The sequence below is a fragment of the Pseudomonas sp. GW823-FHT01D03 genome, from assembly GCF_058798255.1.
In genome coordinates this window covers 119,134-144,681 of record NZ_JBXAKK010000002.1, presented here as the reverse complement: position 1 = coordinate 144,681, position 25,548 = coordinate 119,134, and the positions used below count along the sequence as shown (strand labels likewise).

The 25,548-nt window shown below is 59.4% G+C and carries 26 protein-coding genes, 1 tRNA gene and 2 pseudogenes; 16 read left to right on the top strand and 13 right to left on the bottom strand.

The window, feature by feature from the left end; all coding sequences use genetic code 11:
• Positions 1 to 322 precede the first annotated feature (322 nt).
• Positions 323 to 763 (bottom strand): hypothetical protein, encoded by a 441-nt coding sequence (locus tag AC1RBR_RS27000; RefSeq protein ID WP_492567343.1) that lies wholly within the window; start codon positions 761 to 763, stop codon positions 323 to 325.
• Here AC1RBR_RS27000 and AC1RBR_RS26995 point away from each other — a divergent pair.
• Complete coding sequence (locus tag AC1RBR_RS26995; RefSeq protein ID WP_095137967.1) at positions 762 to 1,217, top strand: tRNA (cytidine(34)-2'-O)-methyltransferase; 456 nt, start codon at positions 762 to 764, stop codon at positions 1,215 to 1,217. The two genes, AC1RBR_RS27000 and AC1RBR_RS26995, sit on opposite strands and share 2 nt — an antisense overlap.
• A 130-nt stretch (positions 1,218 to 1,347) precedes the next feature.
• Here AC1RBR_RS26995 and secB read toward each other — a convergent pair whose 3' ends face one another.
• From secB to AC1RBR_RS26980, 3 genes are read right to left on the bottom strand one after another with little or no spacing between them, the layout of a single operon-like run.
• Complete coding sequence (gene secB / locus AC1RBR_RS26990) at positions 1,348 to 1,833, bottom strand: protein-export chaperone SecB (RefSeq protein WP_025110924.1); 486 nt, start codon at positions 1,831 to 1,833, stop codon at positions 1,348 to 1,350.
• Positions 1,834 to 1,890: 57 nt separating this feature from the next.
• Positions 1,891 to 2,145, bottom strand: a complete 255-nt coding sequence (grxC, locus tag AC1RBR_RS26985) for a glutaredoxin 3 (RefSeq protein WP_003220774.1) — start codon at positions 2,143 to 2,145, stop codon at positions 1,891 to 1,893.
• 1 nt (position 2,146) lies between these two features.
• Positions 2,147 to 2,560 carry a rhodanese-like domain-containing protein gene (locus AC1RBR_RS26980; RefSeq protein ID WP_007961724.1) on the bottom strand — a complete coding sequence of 138 codons (414 nt, stop codon included), beginning with the start codon at positions 2,558 to 2,560 and terminating at the stop codon, positions 2,147 to 2,149.
• 153 nt (positions 2,561 to 2,713) lie between these two features.
• On the opposite strand from AC1RBR_RS26980, the gene gpmI reads away from it, so the two are divergent.
• The 6 genes from gpmI (at position 2,714) to AC1RBR_RS26950 (ending at position 11,033) form a co-directional block, all read left to right on the top strand.
• Complete coding sequence (gene gpmI / locus AC1RBR_RS26975) at positions 2,714 to 4,243, top strand: 2,3-bisphosphoglycerate-independent phosphoglycerate mutase (protein WP_166496358.1); 1,530 nt, start codon at positions 2,714 to 2,716, stop codon at positions 4,241 to 4,243.
• 252 nt (positions 4,244 to 4,495) lie between these two features.
• On the top strand, positions 4,496 to 5,782 hold the full coding sequence (locus AC1RBR_RS26970) for a murein hydrolase activator EnvC family protein (protein WP_027611262.1): 1,287 nt from the start codon (positions 4,496 to 4,498) through the stop codon (positions 5,780 to 5,782).
• A 31-nt stretch (positions 5,783 to 5,813) separates the two neighbouring features.
• A complete protein-coding gene (locus AC1RBR_RS26965; RefSeq protein ID WP_047600888.1) occupies positions 5,814 to 7,133 on the top strand; it encodes a S41 family peptidase in 1,320 nt (439 codons plus the stop codon).
• Positions 7,134 to 7,135: 2 nt separating this feature from the next.
• Positions 7,136 to 7,912 carry a divergent polysaccharide deacetylase family protein gene (locus AC1RBR_RS26960; RefSeq protein WP_492567342.1) on the top strand — a complete coding sequence of 259 codons (777 nt, stop codon included), beginning with the start codon at positions 7,136 to 7,138 and terminating at the stop codon, positions 7,910 to 7,912.
• Positions 7,913 to 8,042: 130 nt separating this feature from the next.
• On the top strand, positions 8,043 to 9,527 hold the full coding sequence (locus tag AC1RBR_RS26955; RefSeq protein ID WP_492567341.1) for a S1 family peptidase: 1,485 nt from the start codon (positions 8,043 to 8,045) through the stop codon (positions 9,525 to 9,527).
• 201 nt (positions 9,528 to 9,728) lie between these two features.
• On the top strand, positions 9,729 to 11,033 hold the full coding sequence (locus AC1RBR_RS26950; protein WP_492567340.1) for a Vps62-related protein: 1,305 nt from the start codon (positions 9,729 to 9,731) through the stop codon (positions 11,031 to 11,033).
• Here AC1RBR_RS26950 and AC1RBR_RS26945 read toward each other — a convergent pair.
• The 7 genes from AC1RBR_RS26945 to AC1RBR_RS26915 form a co-directional block, all read right to left on the bottom strand.
• Positions 11,014 to 11,769, bottom strand: a complete 756-nt coding sequence (locus AC1RBR_RS26945) for a substrate-binding periplasmic protein (protein ID WP_492567339.1) — start codon at positions 11,767 to 11,769, stop codon at positions 11,014 to 11,016. The two genes, AC1RBR_RS26950 and AC1RBR_RS26945, sit on opposite strands and share 20 nt — an antisense overlap.
• Before the next feature lie 73 nt (positions 11,770 to 11,842).
• Positions 11,843 to 12,613, bottom strand: coding sequence for an imidazole glycerol phosphate synthase subunit HisF (gene hisF / locus AC1RBR_RS26940; protein ID WP_007909211.1), 771 nt, complete (start codon positions 12,611 to 12,613; stop codon positions 11,843 to 11,845).
• A gap of 9 nt (positions 12,614 to 12,622) precedes the next feature.
• The gene (gene hisA / locus AC1RBR_RS26935; protein WP_095137961.1) at positions 12,623 to 13,360 is read right to left on the bottom strand and encodes a 1-(5-phosphoribosyl)-5-[(5-phosphoribosylamino)methylideneamino]imidazole-4-carboxamide isomerase; all 738 of its coding nucleotides are present in this window, start codon (positions 13,358 to 13,360) and stop codon (positions 12,623 to 12,625) included.
• A gap of 42 nt (positions 13,361 to 13,402) precedes the next feature.
• Entirely contained in the window at positions 13,403 to 13,663 is a 261-nt protein-coding gene (locus AC1RBR_RS26930) for a DUF2164 domain-containing protein (RefSeq protein WP_007952545.1), read from the bottom strand.
• Positions 13,664 to 14,302, bottom strand: coding sequence for an imidazole glycerol phosphate synthase subunit HisH (hisH, locus tag AC1RBR_RS26925; protein ID WP_103368308.1), 639 nt, complete (start codon positions 14,300 to 14,302; stop codon positions 13,664 to 13,666).
• The gene (gene hisB / locus AC1RBR_RS26920) at positions 14,302 to 14,895 is read right to left on the bottom strand and encodes an imidazoleglycerol-phosphate dehydratase HisB (protein WP_007909204.1); all 594 of its coding nucleotides are present in this window, start codon (positions 14,893 to 14,895) and stop codon (positions 14,302 to 14,304) included. The genes hisH and hisB overlap by 1 nt, the downstream gene beginning before the upstream one ends.
• A 264-nt stretch (positions 14,896 to 15,159) precedes the next feature.
• Positions 15,160 to 16,824 carry an OFA family MFS transporter gene (locus tag AC1RBR_RS26915; RefSeq protein ID WP_096796694.1) on the bottom strand — a complete coding sequence of 555 codons (1,665 nt, stop codon included), beginning with the start codon at positions 16,822 to 16,824 and terminating at the stop codon, positions 15,160 to 15,162.
• A 318-nt stretch (positions 16,825 to 17,142) separates the two neighbouring features.
• Here AC1RBR_RS26915 and AC1RBR_RS26910 point away from each other — a divergent pair, with 318 nt between their 5' ends.
• The 7 genes from AC1RBR_RS26910 to AC1RBR_RS26880 all read left to right on the top strand — a co-directional run bounded on the left by AC1RBR_RS26910 (position 17,143) and on the right by AC1RBR_RS26880 (position 23,355).
• Positions 17,143 to 17,547 carry an acetyl-CoA sensor PanZ family protein gene (locus AC1RBR_RS26910; RefSeq protein ID WP_492567338.1) on the top strand — a complete coding sequence of 135 codons (405 nt, stop codon included), beginning with the start codon at positions 17,143 to 17,145 and terminating at the stop codon, positions 17,545 to 17,547.
• A gap of 78 nt (positions 17,548 to 17,625) precedes the next feature.
• Complete coding sequence (locus AC1RBR_RS26905; RefSeq protein WP_456018461.1) at positions 17,626 to 19,851, top strand: AsmA family protein; 2,226 nt, start codon at positions 17,626 to 17,628, stop codon at positions 19,849 to 19,851.
• Positions 19,848 to 20,915, top strand: a complete 1,068-nt coding sequence (mutY, locus tag AC1RBR_RS26900; RefSeq protein WP_492567337.1) for an A/G-specific adenine glycosylase — start codon at positions 19,848 to 19,850, stop codon at positions 20,913 to 20,915. The genes AC1RBR_RS26905 and mutY overlap by 4 nt, the downstream gene beginning before the upstream one ends.
• Positions 20,912 to 21,184 (top strand): oxidative damage protection protein, encoded by a 273-nt coding sequence (locus AC1RBR_RS26895; protein ID WP_003220737.1) that lies wholly within the window; start codon positions 20,912 to 20,914, stop codon positions 21,182 to 21,184. Before mutY ends, AC1RBR_RS26895 begins: the two co-directional genes overlap by 4 nt.
• Before the next feature lie 103 nt (positions 21,185 to 21,287).
• Positions 21,288 to 21,363 (top strand) — tRNA-Phe (locus AC1RBR_RS26890).
• 113 nt (positions 21,364 to 21,476) lie between these two features.
• Positions 21,477 to 22,631 (top strand): hypothetical protein, encoded by a 1,155-nt coding sequence (locus AC1RBR_RS26885; RefSeq protein ID WP_492567336.1) that lies wholly within the window; start codon positions 21,477 to 21,479, stop codon positions 22,629 to 22,631.
• A 376-nt stretch (positions 22,632 to 23,007) separates the two neighbouring features.
• Positions 23,008 to 23,355 carry a hypothetical protein gene (locus AC1RBR_RS26880; protein ID WP_492567335.1) on the top strand — a complete coding sequence of 116 codons (348 nt, stop codon included), beginning with the start codon at positions 23,008 to 23,010 and terminating at the stop codon, positions 23,353 to 23,355.
• 13 nt (positions 23,356 to 23,368) lie between these two features.
• On the opposite strand, the gene AC1RBR_RS26875 is transcribed toward AC1RBR_RS26880, so the two are convergent.
• Positions 23,369 to 23,650 (bottom strand): YceK/YidQ family lipoprotein, encoded by a 282-nt coding sequence (locus AC1RBR_RS26875; RefSeq protein WP_121183221.1) that lies wholly within the window; start codon positions 23,648 to 23,650, stop codon positions 23,369 to 23,371.
• Positions 23,651 to 23,725: 75 nt separating this feature from the next.
• Positions 23,726 to 23,986, bottom strand: a pseudogene (locus AC1RBR_RS26870) (carboxypeptidase regulatory-like domain-containing protein); the annotation flags it as partial.
• Positions 23,987 to 24,149: 163 nt separating this feature from the next.
• On the opposite strand from AC1RBR_RS26870, the pseudogene AC1RBR_RS26865 reads away from it, so the two are divergent.
• Together AC1RBR_RS26865 and AC1RBR_RS26860 are read left to right on the top strand one after the other, a co-directional pair.
• Positions 24,150 to 25,097 (top strand): annotated as a pseudogene (locus AC1RBR_RS26865) (alpha/beta hydrolase family protein); the annotation flags it as partial.
• A 31-nt stretch (positions 25,098 to 25,128) separates the two neighbouring features.
• Complete coding sequence (locus tag AC1RBR_RS26860; protein WP_492567334.1) at positions 25,129 to 25,542, top strand: hypothetical protein; 414 nt, start codon at positions 25,129 to 25,131, stop codon at positions 25,540 to 25,542.
• Positions 25,543 to 25,548: the final 6 nt, after the last annotated feature.

Sequence of the window (25,548 nt, the reverse complement as noted above, 5' to 3'; positions counted from 1 at the left end):
CAACAAAAACACGAAAGCCCCGATTTACGGGGCTTTCGTGCATCTGAAGCTTTTTTCTGTTTCCAAATACTAAAACTGGCACGCCCCCTGCAATAACCCTCACAGGTGATTCGATTCACCACCCGTTTCGGGGACCTTGGTACAGGCAGGCCGGGGATTCCCCTCTTTACACCGGGTTCAAACCGCAACGCGGCGAATCCACCCTTTTGGGATCCTTGGTACAGGCAGGCCGGGGGTTCCCTCTTTACACCGGACCGACGCTCTCAGCGAAGTCCACCCCGTTTTGGGAACCCTGGTACAGGCAGGCCGGGGATTCCCGCTTTTATTGCTCCCGGAGATGGATCTCCAGCCGCCAGCGGTCATCGACCTCGCTGCCGGCCCAGTCCCCCCGCAGCGGCCGCGCCGCCAGCACCGTCAACAACAGCCCACCGTCACTCACTTGAGTACGCCAGTTCACATCCTTGCCATTGAGCTTGAGCTGGCCCTTTTGCGCGCGGCCTTCTGCCTGGAACAACAGGGCCACGGTGCCATCGATGATTTCGCCATGCAGCTTCGGCTCGTTGTTGAACCACACCACCAGGCCGTCATCGGTAACCTCGACCTGCTGCAGCACACTGGGGTCCGGCGTGGTCAGGCGACCGATCATCAAACCGACCATCAAGCCGACAATCGCCAGCGAACCGATCACCCGCGGGAATAGTTTCGAACGGTTGTCCACAGGCGGCGTAGAATGCCGCTCATCTTTACCTTCGGAGCCGTGCATGTTTCACGTCATCCTTTTTCAACCAGAAATTCCGCCGAACACCGGCAACGTTATCAGGCTGTGCGCCAACAGCGGCTGCCACCTGCATTTGATCGAACCGCTGGGTTTCGAGATGGACGACAAGCGCTTGCGCCGGGCCGGTCTCGACTACCACGAATATGCCACGTTGCAGCGCCACGCCGACCTCGCCAGTTGCCTGGAAAGCCTCGGTAACCCACGGTTGTTCGCCTTCACCACCAAGGGCTCGCGGCCGTTTCACGATGCCGCGTTCGTCCCGGGCGATGCGTTCATCTTCGGCCCGGAAAGCCGTGGCCTGCCGCCGGAAGTGCTGGACGCGCTGCACGCCGAACAGCGCCTGCGCCTGCCGATGCGTGAAGGCTGCCGCAGCCTGAACCTGTCCAACACCGTGGCGGTGGCCGTGTACGAAGCGTGGCGGCAGAACGACTTCAAATAACACCGAATAACAAATGTGGGAGCGGGCTTGCTCGCGAAGGCGTCGGATCAGATGACATTGATGTCGCCTGACACTGCGCTTTCGCGAGCAAGCCCGCTCCCACATTGGACTTGCGTCGTCGCTCAGATACTTACTGAACGGTCGGCGTCTCGCCTGCAGCCTGCATGCGCTGCAGCTCTTGCGCGTACAGGGCGTCGAAGTTCACCGGCGCCAGCATCAGGGCCGGGAACGAACCACGGGTCACCAGGCTGTCCAGGGTCTCGCGAGCGTACGGGAACAGGATGTTCGGGCAGAACGCACCCAGAGTGTGGCTCATCGAAGCCGCATCGAGGTTCTTGATCAGGAAGATACCGGCCTGTTGCACTTCAGCGATGAAGGCCACTTCGTCACCGTTTTTCACGGTCACGGACAGGGTCAGCACGACTTCGTAGAAATCGCCTTCCAGTTCTTTCTGGCGGGTGTTCAGATCCAGACCGACGGTCGGGTCCCACTGCTGGCGAAAGATCGCCGGGCTTTTCGGGGCTTCGAAGGACAGATCGCGTACGTAGATGCGCTGCAAGGAGAATTGCGGTGCGGTTTCTTCTTCGCTGGCTGCAGTGTTCTGTTGGTCAGTCATCTCAGATCCTTTCTGATCTTGGGTCTTTTAGGGATTGCTGTACGTGGGTGCAGCCGTTCAGGCCTTGAGCAACGCGTCGAGCTTGCCGGCGCGCTCCAGGGCATACAAATCATCACAACCGCCGATGTGCTTTTCGCCGATCCAGATCTGCGGCACCGACGTGCGTCCGGCCTTCTGGCTCATGGCAGCACGAATCTGCGGCTTGCCATCGACCTTGATCTCTTCGAAGGCCACACCTTTGTTCGCGAGCAATTGCTTGGCTCGCATGCAATAAGGGCAGTAGTCGCTGGAGTAGACGATGACTTCGCTCATATCACTTCACCAGCGGCAGGTTGTCGCCTTTCCAGCTGGAGATCCCGCCGGACAGCTTGGCGGCGGTGAAGCCGGATTTCATCAGCTCGCGAGCGTGGGTGCCAGCGGTCTGGCCCAGGGCATCGACCAGAATGATGGTCTTGGCCTTGTGCTTTTCCAGCTCGCCGGTACGCGCAGCCAGCTTGTCTTGAGGAATGTTGATCGCGCCAACGATATGACCGGCGGCGTAATCTTTCGCCGGACGGATGTCCACCACCACGCCTGCGTCCTTGTTGACCAGTGCGGTCAGTTCGCCGGTGCTCAGGCTTTTACCGCCGCCCTGCATCGTGTGCGCCAGCAGCAAAGCCAGCAATACGACGAAGATACCGACAAGAATGTAGTGGTTAGTGGCAAATTCAATCAGGTGAGCAACCATCGAAGGAGGTTCCAGGGCGTTAAAATGTCGGCCAGTATACACAGCCACTATGGTGGGCCAAACCCCGTCCGGCGGTGACGCCGCAGGAACTTCGCTTTAAACTGCCACTCCCTTTTCCATCGCCCTCTTCTTTAATAGCCACGAGTGGATTCCATGACTACCACGCCTAAACCTTTGGTCCTGATGATTCTCGACGGCTTCGGTCACAGTGACAGCCACGAATCCAATGCCGTTTATGCGGCGAAGAAGCCTGTGCTCGATCGTCTGTGGGCCACGGTGCCGAACGGCCTGATCTCGGGCAGCGGCATGGACGTCGGTTTGCCGGACGGCCAAATGGGCAACTCCGAAGTCGGCCACATGAACCTCGGCGCCGGGCGCGTGGTGTATCAGGACTTCACTCGCGTGACCAAAGCGATCCGCGACGGTGAATTCTTCGACAACCCGACCATCTGCGCCGCGGTGGATAAAGCCGTGGCCGCCGGCAAAGCCGTGCACTTCATGGGCCTGCTGTCCGATGGCGGCGTGCACAGCCACCAGGATCACCTGATCGCCATGGCCGAACTGGCCTTCAAGCGCGGCGCCGAGAAAATCTACCTGCACGCTTTCCTCGATGGCCGCGACACGCCGCCGAAAAGCGCCGCTTCGTCGATCGAACTGCTCGACGCGACCTTCCAGGCGCTCGGCAAGGGCCGTATCGCCAGCATCGTCGGTCGCTACTACGCGATGGACCGTGACAACCGTTGGGACCGCGTATCCCAGGCCTATAACCTGATCGTCGACGGCAATGCCGAATTCAACGCCGCCACCGCCCAGGAAGGCCTCGACGCCGCCTACGCCCGTGGCGAGAGTGACGAATTCGTCAAAGCCACCACCATCGGCGAGCCGGTCAAGGTCGAAGACGGCGACGCCGTGGTGTTCATGAACTTCCGCGCCGACCGCGCCCGCGAGCTGACCCGCGTATTCGTCGAAGACGACTTCAAGGAATTCGAACGTGCGCGCCAGCCGAAACTGGCCGGTTTCGTCATGCTGACCCAGTACGCCGCCAGCATCCCTGCGCCATCGGCCTTCGCCGCCGGCAGCCTGGAAAACGTGCTCGGCGACTACCTGGCGAAAAACGGCAAGACCCAGTTGCGCATCGCTGAAACCGAAAAATATGCACACGTGACCTTCTTCTTCTCCGGCGGCCGCGAAGAGCCGTTCCCGGGTGAAGAGCGCATCCTGATTCCGTCGCCGAAAGTCGCCACTTACGACCTGCAACCGGAAATGAGTGCACCCGAGGTCACCGACCGCATCGTCGATGCCATCGAGCATCAGCGTTACGACGTGATCGTGGTCAACTACGCCAACGGCGACATGGTCGGCCACAGCGGCGTGTTCGACGCTGCGGTGAAAGCCGTGGAGTGCCTGGACACCTGCGTCGGGCGCATCGTCGAGGCACTGGAAAAGGTGGGCGGCGAAGCGCTTATCACCGCTGACCACGGCAACGTCGAGCAGATGTCCGACGCCTCCACTGGCCAGGCGCACACTGCGCACACCACCGAGCCGGTGCCGTTCATTTATGTCGGCAAGCGTGACCTCAAGGTCCGTGAAGGCGGCGTGTTGGCGGACGTGGCACCGACCATGCTGATGCTGTTGGGCCTGGAAAAACCGGCGGAGATGACCGGTACCTCGATTCTGGTCTAATTCGCCAGATCAAACACCGCAAAACCCTGTAGGAGTGAGCCTGCTCGCGATAGCAATCTGACAGTCAACTACTCTGTTGAATGTGAGAACGCCATCGCGAGCAGGCTCACTCCTACATTTGTTTATGGTTGTTTCAAAGATTATTTGATGCTGTATCTCCAGCCAGTTATCACACAAGCCCAATTGGGCGTTTTTTTTGCAGCCTCGGGCGGGCATACTAGGCCGTCCATTACCCTGGTGCCGCCCGCCTCTATGCTCCGCGTCCTGATCGCCCTCGCTCTGACCTGCCTGCTCCAACCGGCCTTCGCTGACGAGCGCGCGCAAACCCAACAGCAGCTGGATGCCACGCGTCAGGACATTGCCGAGCTGAAAAAGCTGCTGGGCAAGCTGCAGGAAGAAAAATCCGGTGTGCAGAAAGAGCTCAAGGGCACTGAAACCGAGATGGGCAAGCTCGAGAAGCAGGTCGATGCCCTGCAGAAAGAGCTGAAGAAAAGCGAATCCGAGCTGCAGCGGCTCGATGCGGAGAAAAAAAAACTCCAGAGCGCGCGCACTGAACAGCAGCGACTGATTGCCATCCAGGCCCGCGCGGCCTACCAGAATGGCCGCCAGGAATACCTCAAGCTGCTGCTCAACCAGCAGAATCCCGAGAAGTTCGCCCGCACCCTCACCTATTACGATTACCTGAGCCAGGCCCGCCTGGAGCAGTTGAAGAACTTCAACGAAACCCTGCGCCAACTGGCCAATGTCGAAAAAGACATCGCCATGCAGCAGGCGCAATTGCTGGTACAGAAAAGCAGCCTCGACACCCAGCGCGACGAACTGGAAAAGGTCCGCAAGGAGCGCCAGCAAGTCCTCGCCAAGCTCAACGATGACGTAAAGGCCCGCGACCAGAAACTGGCCGCCCGCGAGCAGGATCAGGCAGACCTGTCTAAAGTCCTTAAAACCATTGAAGAAACCCTGGCCCGCCAGGCCCGTGAGGCAGAAGAAGCGCGGCAGAAAGCGCTGATCGCCCAGCAGGAAGCGGAAAAAAAGCGTTTGCGTGAGGCGCAGGCTGACAACAGCGACGCCCCACGAAAACCAGTCAAATCAACCCCCGGCGCGCTGGTGTCCAGCAGCGGCGAGACCTTCGGTGGCCCTTTTGCTGCAACCCGGGGAAAACTTCCGTGGCCGGTTGATGGTCGATTGCTGGCACGCTTCGGCGAAAGCCGTGGCGACGATGCCCGTACCAAGTGGGATGGCGTGATGATCAGCGCCGCCGCCGGCAGCCAGGTGCATGCCGTGCACGGCGGGCGCGTGGTGTTTGCCGACTGGTTGCGTGGTGCCGGGCTGCTGGTGATCCTTGATCACGGCAATGGTTATCTGAGTCTTTACGGTCACAACCAGACACTGCTCAAGTCGGCCGGTGACGTGGTAAAAGCCGGTGAGTCGATCTCCACTGTGGGTAACAGTGGCGGTCAGGACACGCCAGCGCTGTATTTCGCAATTCGTCAGCAGGGTCACCCGAGTGATCCGGCGCAATGGTGTCACGCGCAAGGATAAGCGCGTCGCCTAATTCAGGAGTTCGTTCGACATGCTGCATTTGTCCCGCCTTACCTCGCTGGCCCTGACGATCGCCCTGGTGATCGGCGCGCCTCTGGCGTTCGCCGCTCAACCGGCCCCGGCCGTCGCCCCGGCAGGCACAGCCGCGACCGCCAAGGCACCGTTGCCGCTGGAAGAGTTGCGCACCTTTGCCGAGGTCATGGACCGGATCAAGGCGGCGTATGTCGAGCCGGTGGACGACAAGACTCTGCTGGAAAACGCGATCAAGGGCATGCTCAGCAACCTCGATCCGCACTCCGCGTATCTCGGCCCTGAAGACTTCACCGAACTGCAGGAAAGCACCAGCGGCGAATTCGGCGGCCTGGGCATCGAAGTCGGCTCCGAAGACGGTTTCATCAAAGTCGTGTCGCCGATCGACGACACCCCGGCGTCGAAGGCCGGCATTCAGGCCGGTGACTTCATCGTCAAGATCAACGGCGCGCCAACTCGCGGCCAGACCATGACCGAAGCCGTGGACAAGATGCGCGGCAAGATCGGCCAGAAGATCACCCTGACCCTGGTGCGCGACGGCGGCACGCCGTTCGACGTGACCCTGGCCCGCGCCGTGATTCAGGTGAAGAGCGTCAAGGCGCAGCTGCTGGAATCGGGCTATGGCTACATCCGCATCACCCAGTTCCAGGTCAAGACCGGCGAAGAGGTCTCCAAGGCTCTGGCCAAGTTGCGCAAGGATAACGGCAAAAAGCTCAACGGCATCATCCTCGACCTGCGCAACAACCCGGGCGGTGTGCTGCAGGCGGCGGTGGAAGTGGTCGACCACTTCATCAAGAAAGGCCTGATCGTCTACACCAAAGGCCGGATCGCCAACTCCGAACTGCGCTTCTCTGCCACTGGCAAGGACGAAAGCGAGGCGGTGCCAATGGTCGTGCTGATCAACGGTGGCAGCGCCTCGGCCTCGGAAATCGTCGCCGGCGCCTTGCAGGATCAGAAACGCGCCGTGGTCATGGGCACCACCAGTTTCGGCAAAGGCTCGGTGCAGACCGTGCTGCCGCTGAACAACGACCGCGCGCTGAAGATCACCACGGCGCTGTACTTCACGCCGAACGGCCGCTCGATCCAGGCGCAGGGCATCGTCCCGGACATCGAAGTGCGCAAGGCCAAGATCACCAACGAAGCGGACGGCGACTACTTCAAGGAAGCCGACCTGCAAGGCCACTTGGGCAACGGCAACGGCGGCGCGGACAAGCCGACCGGTTCCGGCGCCAAGGCCAAGGCCATGCCGCAGGATGACGATTACCAACTGGCCCAGGCCCTGAGCCTGCTCAAAGGGCTGAGCATCACGTCCGGCCGTTGAGAATGTCGTTGCGTTTGCTCTTCGTCCTGCTGTGCTGTCTGGCGGGTGCTGCTCACGCAGAACCCGCCAGGAACACCGCGCAAAAAGCCTACCTGACGCTGATCATCGACGACCTGGGGCAGAACCTGCCCCGGGATCGCCGCGTGCTGGCCCTGCCCGGCCCGGTGACCACGGCGATCATGCCCGACACCCCGCACGCCACCGAATTCGCCCGCGAAGCCCATCGCGCCGGCAAGATCGTGATCCTGCACATGCCGATGGATCCGGCCACCGGCCCGTATGCCTGGCATCCCGAGCTACCGCTCGAGGAACTGCAAAAGCGCCTCGACGCCGCGTTCAAAATGGTCCCCTACACCGCCGGCATCAACAACCACATGGGCAGCCGCATGACCGCCCAGCCCGTGGCGATGGCGTGGTTGATGGGTGAGTTGCAGCGCCGACACAAGTTCTTTGTCGACAGCCGCACCAGCGCCCAGACCGTGGCGGCGCAGCAGGCCCAGAAGATCGATCTGGCGAGTGTTTCGCGGGATGTGTTCCTCGATGACGAGCGCACCGAAGCCGCCATCTTCACCCAGCTACAGACGGCGATCAGCCTGGCGCGCAAGCAGGGTTCGGCGGTGATGATCGGCCACCCTTACCCGCAGACGCTGGCGGTGCTGGAACGTGAATTGCCCAAACTCAAGGCCCAAGGCATCGAGTGGATCGATATCAAGCAGATGATCAGTGTGCGCAGTAACAAGGCGACAGCTGCACACGGGAAAAATGGTATTTATCGTTAAACTATCAAGTCATTAAATTCTCATAAGCCCCTACAACAAAAACAAGTAGCAATAACTTATGGAACCGACTCAAACCTAACTGTCTTATTCTGCGCCAGTCTTGCACTCATCTATTAGCCAAGGACTGGCCATGAACTTGAAATATATTCACCCAAGCTTTTTATTACTGACTGCCTTCTCACTTCCTGCCTGTTCCAGCCCCGTCGATTACGGCAAAGGCGCTGAGAACTTCTCACCGTCGCAACACCTGACTAACAAAAATGGCGAAAATAACCACTGGATGGGAATCGGCGAGTATAAAAGCCGCGAGCATGGCTCCTGCACCGCCTTCCTGATCGACACAAACAGCTCTCGCCCGTCCGATTCCGCCTATGCACTGACCAGTGCGCACTGCGTGGGCAAGGAAAACGGGGTCATGCGAATAGATGACCCTATCGAAGCCACCATTACCTTCAACAACTTCATCGATACGACTGCTGCCTCCAGGACTGTTCCTCTGCAGAAAGTAGCCTGGAGCAGTATTCAGGGTGTCGACCTGGCTCTGTTGGAGCTTGGAGTGTCACAGGGCGAACTTCTGGCACAGGGCATCACGCCCATGAAACTGGCCCGGCAGGCGCCGGCAGAAGATAGCGACATTCTGGTTGTGCACAAACCCGTTGGTTCTCCATTACAAATGTCAGCCTGCACCCACATGCCCTCCCCGGCGATTTTCGAAAAGCCCTGGGTTTGGCGGCATACCGTCAGCAACCAGTGCAAAGATATTGCTTCCGGAAGCTCGGGCAGTCCGGTCATCGTTCGAGCGAACAACGAGGTCTATGGCGTCCTTGGGACCTTGGCTCACCATCTGACGCCACTGCCTGGATACGGTCAGATGCCGAGCGGCAGTTACGGCAGCCCGACCTCGGTTTTCAACAATTGCTTTATCGATGGCAAACTCAATACGGATCCGCAGGTGTGCGAATTATTTCCGGCTGCCTCTATCAGACTGCCCGCCCAACTGCCAACGCATGCAAAGATCAGCGTAAGCGCTCAGGGCAACTACATTTATCCAGAATGGAACTTCGAAGTAACCGCCAGCACCCGGTTTATCCGGACTAAGCGGACGGCTGACCCGGTCGACTGCGAAGTTCCGCAAGGCTACAGCCAGCCGATCAATACTGGCACTACTCCCACCCAGTTAAATATTCCAATGGGACCTGAAACCGGGCTTAACAACCTTTGTATCATCGCCACAAACAGTACTGAGGACATATTACCGGCAGGCACTTATCGCAATGCCGTCACTGTTCCCACTTATCTGGTTGATACGGGCCCGACGCCTGTTCCAACCATAGAGACTTCGTTTAACAAAGAGATAAACAGGGCGCTGATTCTGTGGCCGGAACGCAAGAACGAGGGTCTTGATCGATACGAGGTAAAAGGCGGCCTTGCTGAAAAAGTCAGTTGCGAAGACCCACAGGGTTATAGGCATGTGACCTCCAATTGGCTACGCCCGGAAAGCAACTTCCCCCTCAAGCTCTGCGTTTACGCTGTCGACCCCAACAATCAGCGCTCAGAATTGAAGGAATACATCCTGGAATGGGAGGCGCTCAAAAACAGCGCCCCCCCGAGCTGATCAGTGACGTTGGCCTTGTGCTTCTGCATCAATAGTCAAAACAGGAGCGCAAGGCTGCCAATGGCAAGGAACGGAATTTTGGAAATAACTGGTCACGACGTCATACATAGTTACCGCCAGAGGCCGGATGCGAATACCGATAGTGAAACCTGCAAAGGGTCGCGACTCCCTTGAGTCGCCGTTCAACTATCAGGAGTGACCATGACCATTCATGACCAGGCCGCAGCGCCATCCGGGCAAATCGAACCGATCAGACACGACAATCTGCTGATCCATTTCACCACGGAATTTCACCGGATCTGGGACAGCACCGGCTCGCGGGCAAAACCCGCAGCCTTCTGGCGCCCGACTCCGGCTCCGGATGTATTGCCGGGCTATTTCCCGCTCGGCGACGTGTTCGTCGCCGGGCACGACAACATTAACGGCAGCACCGTGGTAGCTGTGGTTTGCGAAGGCGATGCACCCAGTGCAGATCCGGCCAGGGGCCCGGCATTAAGGCGCCCGGACGATTTCGAGCTGATCTGGAAAGATTCCGGCTCAGGCTCGAAGAAAGACGGGGCCGTATGGCGACCGATCGCCCCGCAAGGTTATGTGGCCATGGGCGCGGTCTGCTCCAATGATCACGAAAAACCTTCACTCAACGCGGTTCGCTGTGTACGCGCCGATCTGGTGGTCGCCTCGGACGTTGGCGAACTGATCTGGAATGACAGGGGCAGCGGCGCCAAGCAGAGCTTCAGTGCATGGAGTGTCATACCACCCAATGCACCGCCGGGAGAGATTCATTTCGCACCGGGAACATTTGTTGCGGCCAGCAGTTTCAATCGGCCAGAGGGCAATGTCGGTGCCTATTCACTAAGCATGCAGATCGCGCCGCTGATCCAGTCATCGCCACAGCTACCGACACTCTCCGCAGCGCAAGCCCCAGAAACCAAAAGCGCGGCCAAGCTCTCCCAAGTCATCGAGCTGCCATGGTTCGTGGTCAAGGATGACTTGTCGCCAATTGAACAATTACGCACCACGCCGTTTTATCACCTGGAAAGAACCGACCAGTACTATTTGGTGGGGAGCGGACATAACACGGGCGAGGAGGCACGGGCTTTCAAGTGGACTGCGCAGCGGCTGCAGAGTCCGAAGACGTTGCGTCTGTTCACTCAACTTACCGCGATCAGTTTTGTGAGTCCGTGGGCATCGAAGGCAGACGCTCCACCGTCACTCCCATTCTCGGCAAGACTGGACAGCCAGTTCACTCACAGCGAGACGTCAACCAGTGGTTGGCAGACTCCATTTGTTACCCATGTGATCGCGATGGCCGGCAAAGGCAAATTCGTCGCGGTTTATCAGCTGGAGAGTTTCTACGAGCTGCGTCGTGCTGACGGCTCGCAGGCGGGGATCAATCTGGCTTACACCCAGAACGAAAACCTGAATCTGCTGCAATATCCGCCGCAAGAATGCACCCACGATGCAGCGGACCAGTCGTTGCCGACGGCTACAGATAGCGCCCCATGATTTCATCGACAACCCCGTCCTTGCGCATCTGATCCAGCGCCGCCTGCAGCCTGGCGACCGTTGCATCCGACACGTCCTTGTTCAGCGCCAGATATAACTCGGCGCTGTTGAAGCGCAACACGGTCTTGAGCCCGGTGACCCCGTCCTGCCGCGCCAGATAACGCCCGGCAGGATCACCCGTGGCCCACAAGTCGATCTGGCCATTGACCAGTTTTTTTGCGTTGTCCTGATCGCGCAGCACGACCGTGGGTTTCAAGCCCTGCTTGGTCAGCGTCTCGGCAATCGCGTCGCCCTTGTAGGCGCCGATCTTGTATTTGCGTGCATCGTTGAGGGTGTCGAGGGTGATCTTGCTGTCGGCCCTGGCCAACATGATCCAGTCGTCCGGACCGATCGGGCCGACCCATTTGAAGAGTTTTTCGCGATCCGGCAGGCGGGCCATCACGAAGGCGCCGTAACCCGGGTTTTCCAGCGCCAGTTTGTAGACCCGTTCCCAGGGGAAGCGCAGCGTCAGGCTGTAGGTGAGCCCGGCGCGCTTGAACATTTCGCGCACGATGTCGGCGGCAATGCCGTTGATGTTCTCGCCCTTGGCGAAGTTCTTGCCGTCTTTCGCCATGTTGTAGGGCGGAAAGTTTTCGGTGAGGAGCACCAGATCGGTGTCGGGACTGTTTTCGGCCCACGCCGTGTTGAGCAACAACACAGAGGCACTGGCGAGAACAAGAAGCAGGCGTTTGATCATGTCGGGCTACCGGAATCCATGGCGTGCCCAAGAGTGCCTTGGGTACGCCATGCTGTCCACTGGCCTGTACGGTTTAGCGCATCACGATGCCGCGTTTGGCCATATACGCTTTCGCTTCCTGCACGGTGTATTCGCCGAAGTGGAAAATACTCGCCGCCAGTACCGCGCTCGCGTGGCCTTCGAGGATGCCGTCGGCCAGATGCTGCAGGTTGCCGACGCCGCCGGAAGCGATCACCGGGATGCCCAGCGCATCGCTGATCGCGCGGGTCACGCCGAGGTCGAAGCCGTTTTTCATGCCGTCCTGATCCATGCTGGTCAGCAGGATCTCGCCGGCACCGAGGCCTTCCATTTTCTTCGCCCACTCGACCGCGTCGAGACCGGTCGGCTTGCGCCCGCCGTGGGTGAAGATTTCCCAGCGCGGGGTTTCGCCCGGGCCGGAGACTTTCTTCGCGTCGATGGCGACGACGATGCACTGCGAGCCGAAATGCTGCGCCGCTTCACCAACGAATTCCGGGTTGAACACGGCAGCGGTGTTGATCGAGACCTTGTCCGCACCGGCGTTGAGCAGGTTGCGGATGTCCTGCACGGTGCGCACGCCACCGCCGACGGTCAGCGGAATGAACACCTGGCTGGCCATGCGCTCGACGGTGTGCAGCGTGGTGTCGCGGCCATCGACGCTGGCGGTGATGTCGAGAAAGGTAATCTCGTCGGCACCCTGCTCGTCATAGCGACGAGCGATTTCTACCGGGTCGCCGGCATCGCGGATGTTCTCGAACTTCACACCTTTAACGACCCGGCCGTTGTCCACGTCCAGGCAAGGGATGATGCGTTTGGCCAGCGCCATGATCAGTCCTCAGCCTTGGTACGAATCGCAGAAAGCTTGCGCTTCAGCGACGTCGAGGGTGCCTTCGTAGATCGCCCGGCCAGTGATTGCACCGATGATGCCCGGCGCCTTGGCGTCGAGCAGCGACTTGATGTCCCCCAGATTGTGGATACCGCCGGAAGCGATCACCGGGATCTTCGTCGCTGCAGCCAGCGCAGCGGTGAACGGTACGTTGCAGCCCTGCATCATGCCGTCTTTGGCGATGTCGGTATAAACGATCGACGATACGCCGTCGGCTTCAAACTGTTTGGCCAGGTCGATGACCTGCACGGTGCTGATTTCAGCCCAGCCATCGGTGGCGACAAACCCGTCTTTGGCGTCCAGACCGACAATGATTTTGCCCGGGAACGCGCGGCAGGCTTCAGCGACGAACGCCGGATCTTTCACCGCTTTGGTGCCGATGATCACGTAGCTCACGCCCGCCTTGACGTAATGCTCGATGGTTTCCAGCGAGCGAATGCCGCCGCCGATCTGGATCGGCAGGTTCGGGTAGCGCTTGGCGATCGCGGTAACCACTTCACCGTTGACCGGCTGACCTTCGAATGCGCCGTTCAGATCGACCAGATGCAGACGACGGCAACCGCCCTCCACCCACTTGGCAGCCATGCTCACCGGGTCATCGGAGAACACTGTGGAATCTTCCATGCGGCCCTGGCGCAGACGTACGCAGGCACCGTCCTTGAGATCGATAGCGGGAATAATCAGCATCTGGCAAACCTTCAAATTTGAATGTTCAGCTTGGCTCGGAAATCAGTTTTTCTCGAGCGCCCACAGGTCGCTTTCGATGCTTTCAAACCGCTCTTTGAGGTGGGTCTGCACATCGAAAATCGCCCTGTTGTAATAGTGCGGAGCAATTTCGCGGGTAAACAGCTCAAGAATTTCCGCCGCCTCGAACGAACCCAGGTCGAGTTCGAACCGATCCTCCATGAACCGCTGGATCTTGCGGTTGGCCTCACTCTCCTGTTCGGGAGTGAGGGTCAGGATCGGCGGCTTGGACTTCTTGGCAGCCATTTACCAGCGACCGTCCCACGCGGCGAAGTTCTGCAGCAATTGCAGGCCATGGGTATGGCTCTTCTCCGGGTGGAATTGCACGGCGAAACGCGAGCCTTCGGCCAGCGCTGCAGCGAAATCGACCCCGTAATGACCGCTACCGACTACCTGCCGCGCATTGGCAGCGGCGATGTAGTAGCTGTGCACGAAGTAGAAGCGCGCCATGTCCGGAATGTCGTGCCACAGTGGGTGACTGACCTTCTGCTTCACCTCGTTCCAGCCCATATGCGGGACTTTCAGGTGCTCGCCATCTTCATGCAGGTCTTTGCCGAAGAACTTCACCGCGCCCGGGAACAGGCCGATGCAGTCGACGCCGTCGTTCTCTTCGCTGCTGTCGAGCAGGGCTTGCATGCCGACGCAGATGCCGAGAAACGGACGATCCTGGCTGACTTCACGCACCAGCGCGTCGAACCCGAGGCGACGGATCTCCGCCATGCAATCGCGAATCGCACCTACGCCGGGGAATACCACACGGTCGGCTTCGCGAATCACGTCGGCATCGCTGGTGATCAGCACCTTGCCGGCGCCAACGTGCTCGAGGGCCTTGGCGACCGAGTGCAGGTTGCCCATGCCGTAGTCGATAACTGCAACCGTCTGCATTACAGAACGCCTTTGGTCGATGGCATTTGCCCGGCCATGCGCTCATCCAGCTCGACGGCCATGCGCAGCGCGCGGCCGAAAGCCTTGAACACGGTTTCGATCTGGTGGTGGGTGTTGGTGCCGCGCAGGTTGTCGATGTGCAAGCTGACCAAGGCGTGGTTGACGAAGCCCTGGAAGAATTCCTGGAACAGGTCGACGTCGAAGCCGCCCACGGTGGCGCGGGTGTATGGCACGTGCATCTGCAGGCCTGGACGGCCGGAGAAGTCGATCACCACGCGCGATAGCGCTTCATCGAGCGGCACGTAAGCATGACCGTAGCGACGGATGCCTTTCTTGTCGCCGATGGCTTTGGCGAAGGCCTGGCCGAGGGTGATACCGACGTCTTCCACGGTATGGTGGTCGTCGATATGCAGATCGCCCTTGCATTCAATATCCAGGTCGATCAACCCGTGACGGGCGATCTGATCCAGCATGTGCTCAAGAAAAGGAACACCGATATCGAATCGGGCCTTTCCGGTGCCATCAAGGTTGATCGAGGCTTTGATCTGGGTTTCCAGAGTGTCGCGCTCGACAGACGCCTTACGTTCGGCCATCACCAGCTCCGCAAAATCATTGGGCGAAAAAGGCAGCCATTATAGGCACGCGGGGCCGAAACAGAAACACGCGACGTTAGATGCCTGACGGATAGAACGCCCGGCTGTCGCGGGTAGACATGTCCATACAAGCCATTACAGGCACCCCGAAAACAACTGTAGGAGTGAGCCTGCTCGCGATGAGGGCGTGACAGCCAACATTTCCGTGACTGTCAGACCGCTATCGCGAGCAGGGCTCACTCCTACAGGGGTACTACGTTTTGTTTAGTGGAACAGTACCGCCGTCTTCTGCAGGGTCACCCACACACCCCACGCCAACGGAATGCCCACCACCAGCCATGCAGCGATTGCCAGCGGCTTGCTGCCCGGTGCGGCTTTCCACTCCAGCACGGTGCTCGCATCAGCACCTTTGTCGTGGCCCAGCGCCTGTTCGGCGGCCAGTTCGGCGTCGGTCATGAAGTACTTGTCGGCCACCGGGCGCACCATCAGGTTGCACAGGAAACCCAGCACCAGCAGGCCGGCGAGGATGTACAGAGTGATGTCGTAAGCGGCAGCGCGTTCAACGCCGATGCTCAACTGATACTCACGCAGGTAGTTCACCAACACCGGACCGAGCACCCCGGCCGCAGCCCAGGCAGTCAGCAGGCGACCGTGGATCGCGCCAACCATCTGCGTACCGAACAGGTCGGCCAGATACGCCGGAACGGTCGCAAAACCACCGCCGTACATCGACAGAATGATGCAGAACGCCGCCACGAACAGCGCAACGTTGCCCAGATGGCCCATGTTCGGGATCAGCGCGTACAGGGCAAAACCGAGGGCGAAGAACACGAAGTAGGTGTTTTTGCGACCCAGGTAGTCCGAGAACGAGGCCCAGAAGAAGCGGCCACCGATGTTGAACAGGCTCAGCAGACCGGTGAAGCCGGCAGCGATCGCGGCGATCGAAGCCAGTTGCCCGGCGTCCAGTTGACCGAACGGCACGTCAACGCCCAGCAACTTGCCGCCGAACACTTCCTGCAGCAGTGGCGAGGCCATGCCGAGGATGCCGATACCGGCCGACACGTTCAGGCACAGCACCAGCCACACCAGACGGAACTGCGGGGTTTTCCACGCCACATTCACGTGCACGTGACGGTGGGTGATCATCGCGTTCGAGGCCTTTTTCGCCGGAGCAGTCCAGCCTTCAGGCTTCCAGCCGGTTGGCGGCACGCGGTAAGCCAGGGCGCCACCGATCATGAACACGAAGTAGATCGCGGCCATGGCCACGAAGCTTTGCCAGACGCCGACACCGGCAGGCGAAGCGAAGTGGCTCATCAGCGCAGTCGCCAACGGTGCACCGACCATCGCGCCGCCACCGAAACCCATGATCGCCATGCCGGTCGCCATGCCGCGCTTGTCCGGGAACCACTTGATCAGGGTCGATACCGGCGAGATATAGCCAAGGCCCAGACCGATACCGCCGATCACGCCGGAGCCGATCCACATCAGCCAGATCTGGTGGGTATAAATCCCCAGTGCCGAGATCAGCAAACCGCCGCACCAGCACAGTGCCGACACCACACCGGCCTTGCGTGGCCCGGCGTGTTCCAGCCAGCCACCCCAGATCGCTGCCGAGCAGCCGAGGAAGATGAAGAACAGGGTGTAGATCCAGCCGAGCATGGAGATCGGCCAGTCGCATTGCGAAGAGAAGACCTGAGCGATGAAGCTCATGTCGGGTGCGCAAGCCACTGGTGCGGTGACGCCCAGCGCCTTGGACAACGGCAACCAGAACACCGAGAAGCCATAGGCCATGCCGATGCACAGGTGGATGGCCAGAGCGGCCGGTGGAACCAGCCAACGGTTGAAACCGGGCTTGGCGATGATGCGTTCCTTGGACAGGAACGCAGGCTGGTCGGCGCGCAGGCCGTCCGCCGTGATGCTCGTGCTCATTGTGTATCCCCCAATTATTAGTATGGTTCGACAGCCACTGCTCACCCTCGGCCTTTATGCACGCAGGCATGACCGTTTTTTCGGGTGAAGCTCCTTGAAGGCGCGACGTTAAGTCGCAGAAGGACGGACGAACCGGCGAAGGTTACCATTTGCACGTGACAGAAAAACCAAACTGATATCACCTTTTTCATGTCATCTGATCCAGTCCCGTGCAGGAGCTGCGGAACGCTGCGATTTTTTGACCTTGTTTTGAAAGGCAAAATCTAAGGATCGCAGCCTGCGGCAGCGCCTACAGGGGGTACTTTTGAGGAGGCACCAATGCCTGTCACCGTTCAAATGCTTGAAGACGCCAGTTACCAGGATCAACAGGATCTGCAAAAAATCTATCGTGACGCTCCGCAATGGCTGTTCGCACCGTATTCCGGGGACGCTCAACTGATCGAAAGCAGCTTGGCTGACGGCTCTTTGATTGCAGGACGTTTCAACAATCGCCTGCTCGGTGCAGCACGCCTGACACGGCACGACAAGGTTTGGTACTTGTCACATTTGTGTGTACGAAAAGTCACCCGGCGCCGTGGGGTAGCCGAGCGTTTGGTGAACCAAGCACAGAAAATGGCGTCGCAAGCGGGTGCCCAACTACGCCTGCTGGCACCGGCCGGACACCTTGAAACCCAGGCGCTGGCCGCCAAATTGCAATTGCCGCTGGACGTCATCGCGACATGACAGCGCCCCGAACCGGGCGGATGCAGCGCTATACTCCCCGGCTAAATTACGAATTCGACTAACTACAAGGACTCGCCCATGAAAGCGTTCGGCAAAATCCTGGGTCTGGTACTTCTCGGGCTGTTGCTGATCATTGTGGCGGCGGGCTTCGCCCTGACCCACCTGTTTGATCCCAACGACTACAAAGACGAGATCCGCCAGATAGCCCGCGACAAGGCCCACATCGAGCTGACGCTCAATGGCGATATCGGCTGGAGCCTGTTCCCGTGGCTCGGCCTGGAACTGCACGAGGCCAGCGTCGCCACCCTGATCAATCCGACTGAACCGTATGCCGACCTGCAGATGCTTGGACTGTCCGTGCGCGTGTTGCCACTGTTGCGCCGCGAAGTGCAGATGAGCGATGTGCGCGTCGAAGGCCTGAACCTGCGCCTCAAACGCGACAAGAACGGCCACGGCAACTGGGAAGACATTGGCAAGCTGCCGACAGCCGCTGCACCTGCCGGCAGCTCGGCACCCGCCAGCGCACCTGCAGCAGAGGCCGCCGCCCAGCCGGAAAAACCGCCGCAGCCGATCCGCCTCGACATCGACAGCCTGACCGTCAACAACGCCCGCGTTGAATACAACGACGAGCAGACCGGCAAGCAGTACAGCGCCGAAAGCATCCAGCTGAGCACCGGTGCGGTACACGATTCGACCAACATTCCGCTGAAAGCCACGGCGTTCCTCAGCACCAATCAGCCTGTGCTGCGGGTGCGTACCGAACTCAACGGCGAGCTGCGCATCGAGCGCGCCTTGCAGCGCTACAAGTTCGAAGACATGAAATTATCCGGCGAACTGACCGGCGATCCGCTGCAGGGCAAGGCCATGACTTTCTCCGCCCAAGGGCAGATCTTGCTGGACAAGGCGGCGAACGTCGCCGAATGGACCGGGATCAAGATCTCCGCCAACCAGTTGCGCGCGCTCGGTGAGCTGAAAGCCAACGACCTCGACAAGACCCCGCAGATCACTGGCGGGATCTCGATCGCTCAGTTCGATCTGGCGAAATTTGTCGACAGCATCGGCCAGACGCTGCCGGCCATGGCGCCCGGCAGCCTGAGCAAGGTCGAACTGGTCAGCCGCGTGGCCGCCACGCCCACCAGCGTGGCCTTCGACAACATCAACCTGAAACTCGACGACAGCAGCTTCAGCGGGCGCATTGCCGTGGAAGATTTCGCCAAGCAGTCGCTGCGCGCGATCCTCAAGGCCGACACATTCGACGTCGACCGCTACCTGCCGCCGAAGTCGGAAAAAGCCAATAACGCCACGCAAGTGCGTCAGGCCGAAGTCGCCAGCACCGAAGCCGATGCCATGGCCGGTGCCGGCAGCACACCGCTGCCGGACAAGCCGAGCAAAAGCGCCTGGAGCACCGAGCGCCTGCTACCGGTCGAGCGTCTGGCCAAACTCGACGTCGATGCCGACCTGACCTTCGGCCAACTGACCCTCGACAAACTGCCGATCCAGAACGCCGCGCTCAAAGCCACCGGCCAGGGCGGCCTGCTGACCCTGGAGAACCTGCGCGGCGGCCTGTACAACGGCGACTTCGAAGCCAAGGGCACCCTCGACGTGCGCCCGAGTGCGCCGGTGCTGAACCTGCAAACCAGAATCAACCGCGTGCCGGCCGAGAAAATCCTCGAAAGCCAGGGCAAGAACCCGCCGGTCAAAGGTCTGGTCACGCTGACCAGCAGCCTCACCGGCAGCGGCAACAGCCAGCAGGCGCTGATCGAAACCCTCAACGGCAACGCCAGTTTCGTGATCAACAACGGTGTGCTGCTCAACGCCAACCTTGAACAGCAACTGTGCAAAGGCATCGCCACCCTCAACCGCAAAACCCTCAGCGGCGAGCCGCGGGGCAAGGACACGCCGTTCCAGGAACTCAAGGGCAACCTGACCTTGCGCAACGGTATCGCCAGCAACCCGGACCTGAAAGTGCGCATCCCGGGCATGACCGTCAACGGCGATGGTGACATCGACCTGCGGGTGCTGGGCATGGATTACCGCGTCGGCATCATCGTCGAAGGCGACACCAGCGCGATGCCGGATCCGGCCTGTCAGGTCGGCGAGAAATTCGTCGGCATCGAGTGGCCGCTGCGCTGCCGTGGTCCGCTGGAGCTGGGCGCCAAGGCCTGCCGTGTGGATAACGAACGTCTCGGCCAGGTCGCGACCAAAATGGCCGGTAACAAACTCAGCGAGAAGATCGATGAAAAACTCGGCGACAAGGTCAGCCCGGAATTGAAAAACGCATTGAAGGGGCTGTTCAAGCGATGAGAGCGGAGCAGTTTTCCACGGCGGTGCTGGAATGGTTCGACCGCCACGGCCGCCACGATTTGCCTTGGCAGCAAGACATCAACCCGTATCGGGTGTGGGTGTCGGAGATCATGTTGCAGCAGACCCAGGTCAGCACCGTGCTCAATTACTTCGACCGCTTCATGGCCGCGTTGCCAACGGTGCAAGCCCTGGCCGCAGCGCCGGAGGACGAAGTGCTGCACCTGTGGACCGGACTGGGTTACTACACCCGCGCGCGCAACCTGCAGAAGACCGCGAAGATCGTCGTCAGCCAGTACGGCGGCGAATTTCCGCGGGACGTCGAAAAACTGACGGATCTGCCGGGTATCGGCCTGTCCACCGCCGGGGCCATCGCCAGCATCAGCATGGGCCTGCGCGCACCGATCCTCGATGGCAACGTCAAACGCGTTCTCGCGCGTTTCACTGCGCAAGAGGGTTACCCGGGTGAACCGAAGGTCGCCAAACAGCTGTGGGCCAACGCAGAGCGTTTCACGCCGCACGATCGGGTCAACGCCTACACCCAGGCGATGATGGATCTCGGTGCCACGCTGTGTACGCGGAGCAAACCGAGCTGTCTGCTGTGTCCGCTGGAAAAGGGCTGCGAAGCGCACATGCTCGGCCTGGAGACGCGCTACCCGATCCCCAAACCGCGCAAGGCGATCCCGCAAAAACGCACGCTGATGCCGCTGCTGGCCAATGGCGAAGGCGCGATTCTGCTTTATCGCCGCCCGTCCACAGGGCTGTGGGGCGGCTTATGGAGCCTGCCGGAACTCGACGATCTCGACGACCTGCAGCATCTGGCCGATCAGCACTCGCTGACCATGGGCGAGCAGCAAGCGCTGCCAAGCCTCGTCCACACCTTCAGCCACTTCCAGCTGTCCATCGAACCCTGGCTGGTTCACGTGCAGGAGGCAGGCCACCACGTGGCCGAGGCCGACTGGCTCTGGTATAACCTCGCCACCCCGCCGCGCCTGGGCCTTGCCGCCCCGGTCAAAACCTTGCTCGAACGCGCGGCCGCCGTATTGAACGCAGGAGAGTCGTCATGACCCGCACCATCATGTGCCGCAAGTACAAAGAAGAACTGCCCGCGCTGGAACGCGCTCCTTTCCCGGGCGCCAAAGGTCAGGATATTTTTGACCACGTCTCGGCCAAGGCCTGGGCTGACTGGCAGAAACACCAGACCCTGCTGATCAACGAAAAGCGTCTGAACATGATGAATGCCGAAGACCGCAAATATCTGCAGGGCGAAATGGACAAGTACTTCTCCGGCGAGGATTACGCCAAGGCGGAAGGCTACGTTCCGCCTGCTGAGTAAACCCGCAAAATCAGGGGGCGGATCGTAAGCGACGGAATTAATTTAAGAAATTTTAAAAAAGTCGTTGACGTAAATCCGAAAAACCCTTTTAATGCGCCCCGTTGCCCAGATAGCTCAGTCGGTAGAGCAGGGGATTGAAAATCCCCGTGTCGGCGGTTCGATTCCGTCTCTGGGCACCAAATACCGAAAACCCTGAATCGCAAGATTCAGGGTTTTTTTATGCCTGAAGAAAAGTGAAACACCCACACCGCATAAGAGCAGCCCCTGTTTCTTGCAAGGATGAATCAAGCCAATGGACATGCAAACCTCAAGCAAGCCGACCAACCAATACGAAGCCAAGACCGAGAAGCCGCAACCTCAATCTCTGGACACGTTTTTTGAGTTCATCGAAAAGCACAATTGGAAACTCTTCCGAATCGCATCACTTGGTTTTGGCTTTTTGATATTTCTTATCTACTTCTGCCAAAACCACTTCTATCCCGACTTCGATCTCTTCAGCTTTCTTTCGTTGCTTGCAACTGCCGCGCTCATCGGTGGCCTGATGGTTCTGGTAATTGCCTTTGGCTTTTGCGCACCCGGTTGGACTTGGTCAGAGGCTTTCTTTAGCGACAAGCCGGTACGCGAAGAGCTGGAGTATCGAATCAATGGAAATATGCCCAAGGAGCGCCTCGATCATCGCCTGATCAACCGCTACTTTTTCGCTCCAGGCTTCATATGCATGAGCATCCTATGGATGGCTCTATATTTTTTTGAAGGGGATACCGCCTACACCATCGGCCTTGTAGCAGGACCGTTTCTCAGCGGTCTACTTTTCGGTTCGATTTTGCAGAGAAATTACGAACTCCCTCCCTTTAGCTGGGCCAAGTTCACTGTCACAGCATTTCTCGTATTTTTCATCGCAAACATAGTTGCATTGCTGTCCACACTGGAGGTTGCCAGAGGCGTCCCTGAGGCCGTCAAAGCCGTCGGAGAGTATCCGTTCATGGCAGCCTGCTTCTTCGCCTCACTGGTGGTGTTTACCATCGTCACGGCAATAATCAGAGGTAATCCGCGCTTTGTGCTGATCGTCAGCCCGTTGTTTGCTGTCGTGCTGATGCTGTGGACCAATACCTGGATAGATCTTCCGGGCAAAATCGTCAAACTGCTTGGGCTGGGCAACTATCAAGCCGAACAAGTAATTCTCAGCAGCGATCTCTGCGAAAAATACAAAGCCATTGAGGGTTATGGCATCAAGAGCAATTGCGCATTGAATGACGTGCACGTGATCTGGTCGATGGGCAGTACCACTGTGATGACGTGGCAGTTTGCGAGTCAGGAATTAAAGGTAAAAATCCCCAGCAGCTCAATCCTTTCTACCAGGATCTTTGTGCCGAAAGCCTTACCCAAGCCTAAACCCCTGCCTTCTTCACTGCCAACATCTGACACAAGCACCCCACAGACGCCATGAGGTGGTGCCGCACCCTTCATTAACTGGCATCCTAGCGCCCATCAAGTCGCCTGATGGCGACCCGCCTTTTCAGGGTCTTGCTGCACAGGGATGATCATTCGCTAACCGGATTACTCCGCTTTACGCCATCCCTGGCAGGCGCGTGACAAGCGCAAGATTGAGTATGAAATACCGAAAAACCTGAATCGCAAGATTCAGGTTTTTTTATGCCTGCGATCTGATAGCGGCACAATTCAACCCTCTGCGCAGTCAAGAAAAACCCCGCGAGTCCTTTTTAGGCATCGCAGGTTTTTATTGCACAAATACGTGCCGGGTTTCGAACAAAGACGATCCGCGCTACTTTGGCCGCACCTTATGGAAGAGGGTCATCCGCTCGATGAACCAGAAAAGAACCCGCGTCCCCCTGCCCCATCCGCCACCCTATCGTCAGAGCCGGGTGGCATTCTGGCTGATGGTGCTGGTCGGCTTACTGATCGCCTTCCTCATCAGTGCGTCGATTTACCTGATCGTCCACAGCTTGATCAGCGGCTCCATTACTACCTGGAACCGATCGGGTCCACGCCATACCTACACCCTCGCGCTGCAACCCCGAATGTTTTGGTTCGAGATCGTGTCGCAGTGCGTCGGCACCTTATTCCTGATAGCCGTCGGCTGGATCGGATTATGGATTCACCGAATGGCGCAAGAGCCCAGTGACAAGCAGAAGGTCAGGCGCAAGCGCTAAATGAAGACCGGCCTCAGAGGGTGTTGACGTAGTCGACCGGCAACAAAACCGTGTCGAGCGCAGCGTCTACCGGCAGCGACACAACGCTAATCAGCGGGCAAACGATCATCATGTAGCAGATGACCGCAGAGGGCATGCCGTCTCCCCCCCTCACGCCAAGCAAGTGCAGGTTGCCATCGACACCCTTGTAGTACGGCTCCGCAGAATCACCGTTCAGGCGCCCCATCATCGTTCCACAACCCGCCAGCAGCAAAACCAGGCTCACCACTGAGCCAATACGCAAAATCCCTTTCAAACCAGTACTTCCTTGCATCACAAAACATAAGGCGCGGGATTGTACCCGCGCCTCGATTCTTCAATACACCCAACGTTATCCAGCGTCATTCCAATGGAACACCAGATTGCGCGCAGTGCCGCTGCCAACGTCTGTCACGTCACGCCGTGTTTCGCCATTGCGCGTGGCGACCACGGTGTACTTACCGGGTGGCAGTTGCACGTACACCAGCGGACCCGTTTGGGTGAGGGTCAGCACGGTTTGCCCCGGCGACTTTTCAATCATCACATCGACATCAGCGGTGTACTGGTCTTGCGCGCCCACCGCGAACGTCATGTGCAGGTTGTAACCGGTGGATAATGGACTACGCCTGCAGGACTGCATTGATTTTGTGACGCAGTGCTTCACGAATTCTCGAAAGCGCACTGCCTTCGGATCTGGAACGCAGCGCGTTCCGAATCGTTGCATTTACGCCTTGATGAAGCTCATGCTCAGGAGATCCCGCAAAGACCGAGTCCTTATGAACTCATGCAGCACTGCGCTCACCCACAGCGCCGTTATCGTCAATGAGCCCTTCCATGAGGCCGCGGCCGACGACTTTGTCCTTGGAGGCTTCACCTGGCGTCACGCCCTGCCCGACATCCAGCGACCGGCTGTCATCATCAACGCCGCCACTTCGGTCCGCTGCCGACACTATTCGCGCTTCGCCGATTACCTGTTCGCCAACGGCTTCGACGTGATCACCTACGACTACCGAGGCATCGGCGAATCGCGCCCGGCCACCCTGAAAGGCCTTGAGGCCTCATGGACCGACTGGGGCGCGCTGGATTTCGAAGCGATGCTCAAACGCGCGCAACGGGAATTCCCCGGCCAGCCAATTGATGTGGTCGGCCACAGTTTCGGCGGTTGCGCGGCTGGGCTCGGCGAGTCCGGGCAGGTCATTCGTCGGCTGGTGACGGTCGGCGCGCAGTTCGCCTACTGGCGCGACTATGCGCCGGCACAGCGCTGGCGCATGTTTGGTCAATGGCATTTGCTGATGCCGCTGCTGACGCGGCTCTGCGGCTATTTCCCGGGCAAACGCCTCGGCTGGCTGGAGGACACGCCAACAGGCGTCGTACGCGACTGGAGCACGCCTGCCGCGCGCTACGAGCAGCGGCCGAGCGGGCGCCGACTGCTGAAGACAACCGGTCGCTTGCCCTTCGCCAACGTCCGCGCACAAACCTTGGCGATCAGCTTCAGCGACGACCCTTACGGCACGATCCCGGCCATCGAACGCCTGCTCGGCTACTTCAGCCATGCGCACAAAACCCACCTGCGCATCGAGCCGCAGGACATCGGCGAACAACAAGTCGGACATTTCGCCTTTTTTCGTAGCGCATACCAAGCCACACTATGGCCCATCGCTCTGACCTGGCTGCAAACCGGCGAGCTGGCCCCCGCCACACCCGGGCGGCCAGTGCCGCGCAGCCGAGCCCTTTCAACGCACGACGGAACACACCATGGCCTCCGCCAACAAGCAGCAAAAACGCGCCGCCCGGGCCAAGACCAAGGCCAAGCAGAACCGCAGCAAACGCGCCGAGGCGCCGGTCGAACTGGACCCGAACGATGATCGCATCGACTTCGAGTCGGTGGATCTGACCGAGCTGTTCAAGAAAATGATCGACGCCGAGAAGATCAGCCAGCAAGCCATGTGCACCGCATTCCTCGAAGACCCGCTGCTGGAGCTGGTTTACGAGCAGGAAGGCGAAGAAGGCGCGATGGACTTCATCCTTGCCGCTCTGATCGAGTATCGCCAGTGGTCGCAGGAAACCGACGAAGCCGGCGCCCTGGCGTGGATCGAATCCCCGGCCTTCCAGGCCGACTATGTGGCGGCGTCCGACACGATTGCCGCACAAACCCAACAGAAGAACTGAGTTCCC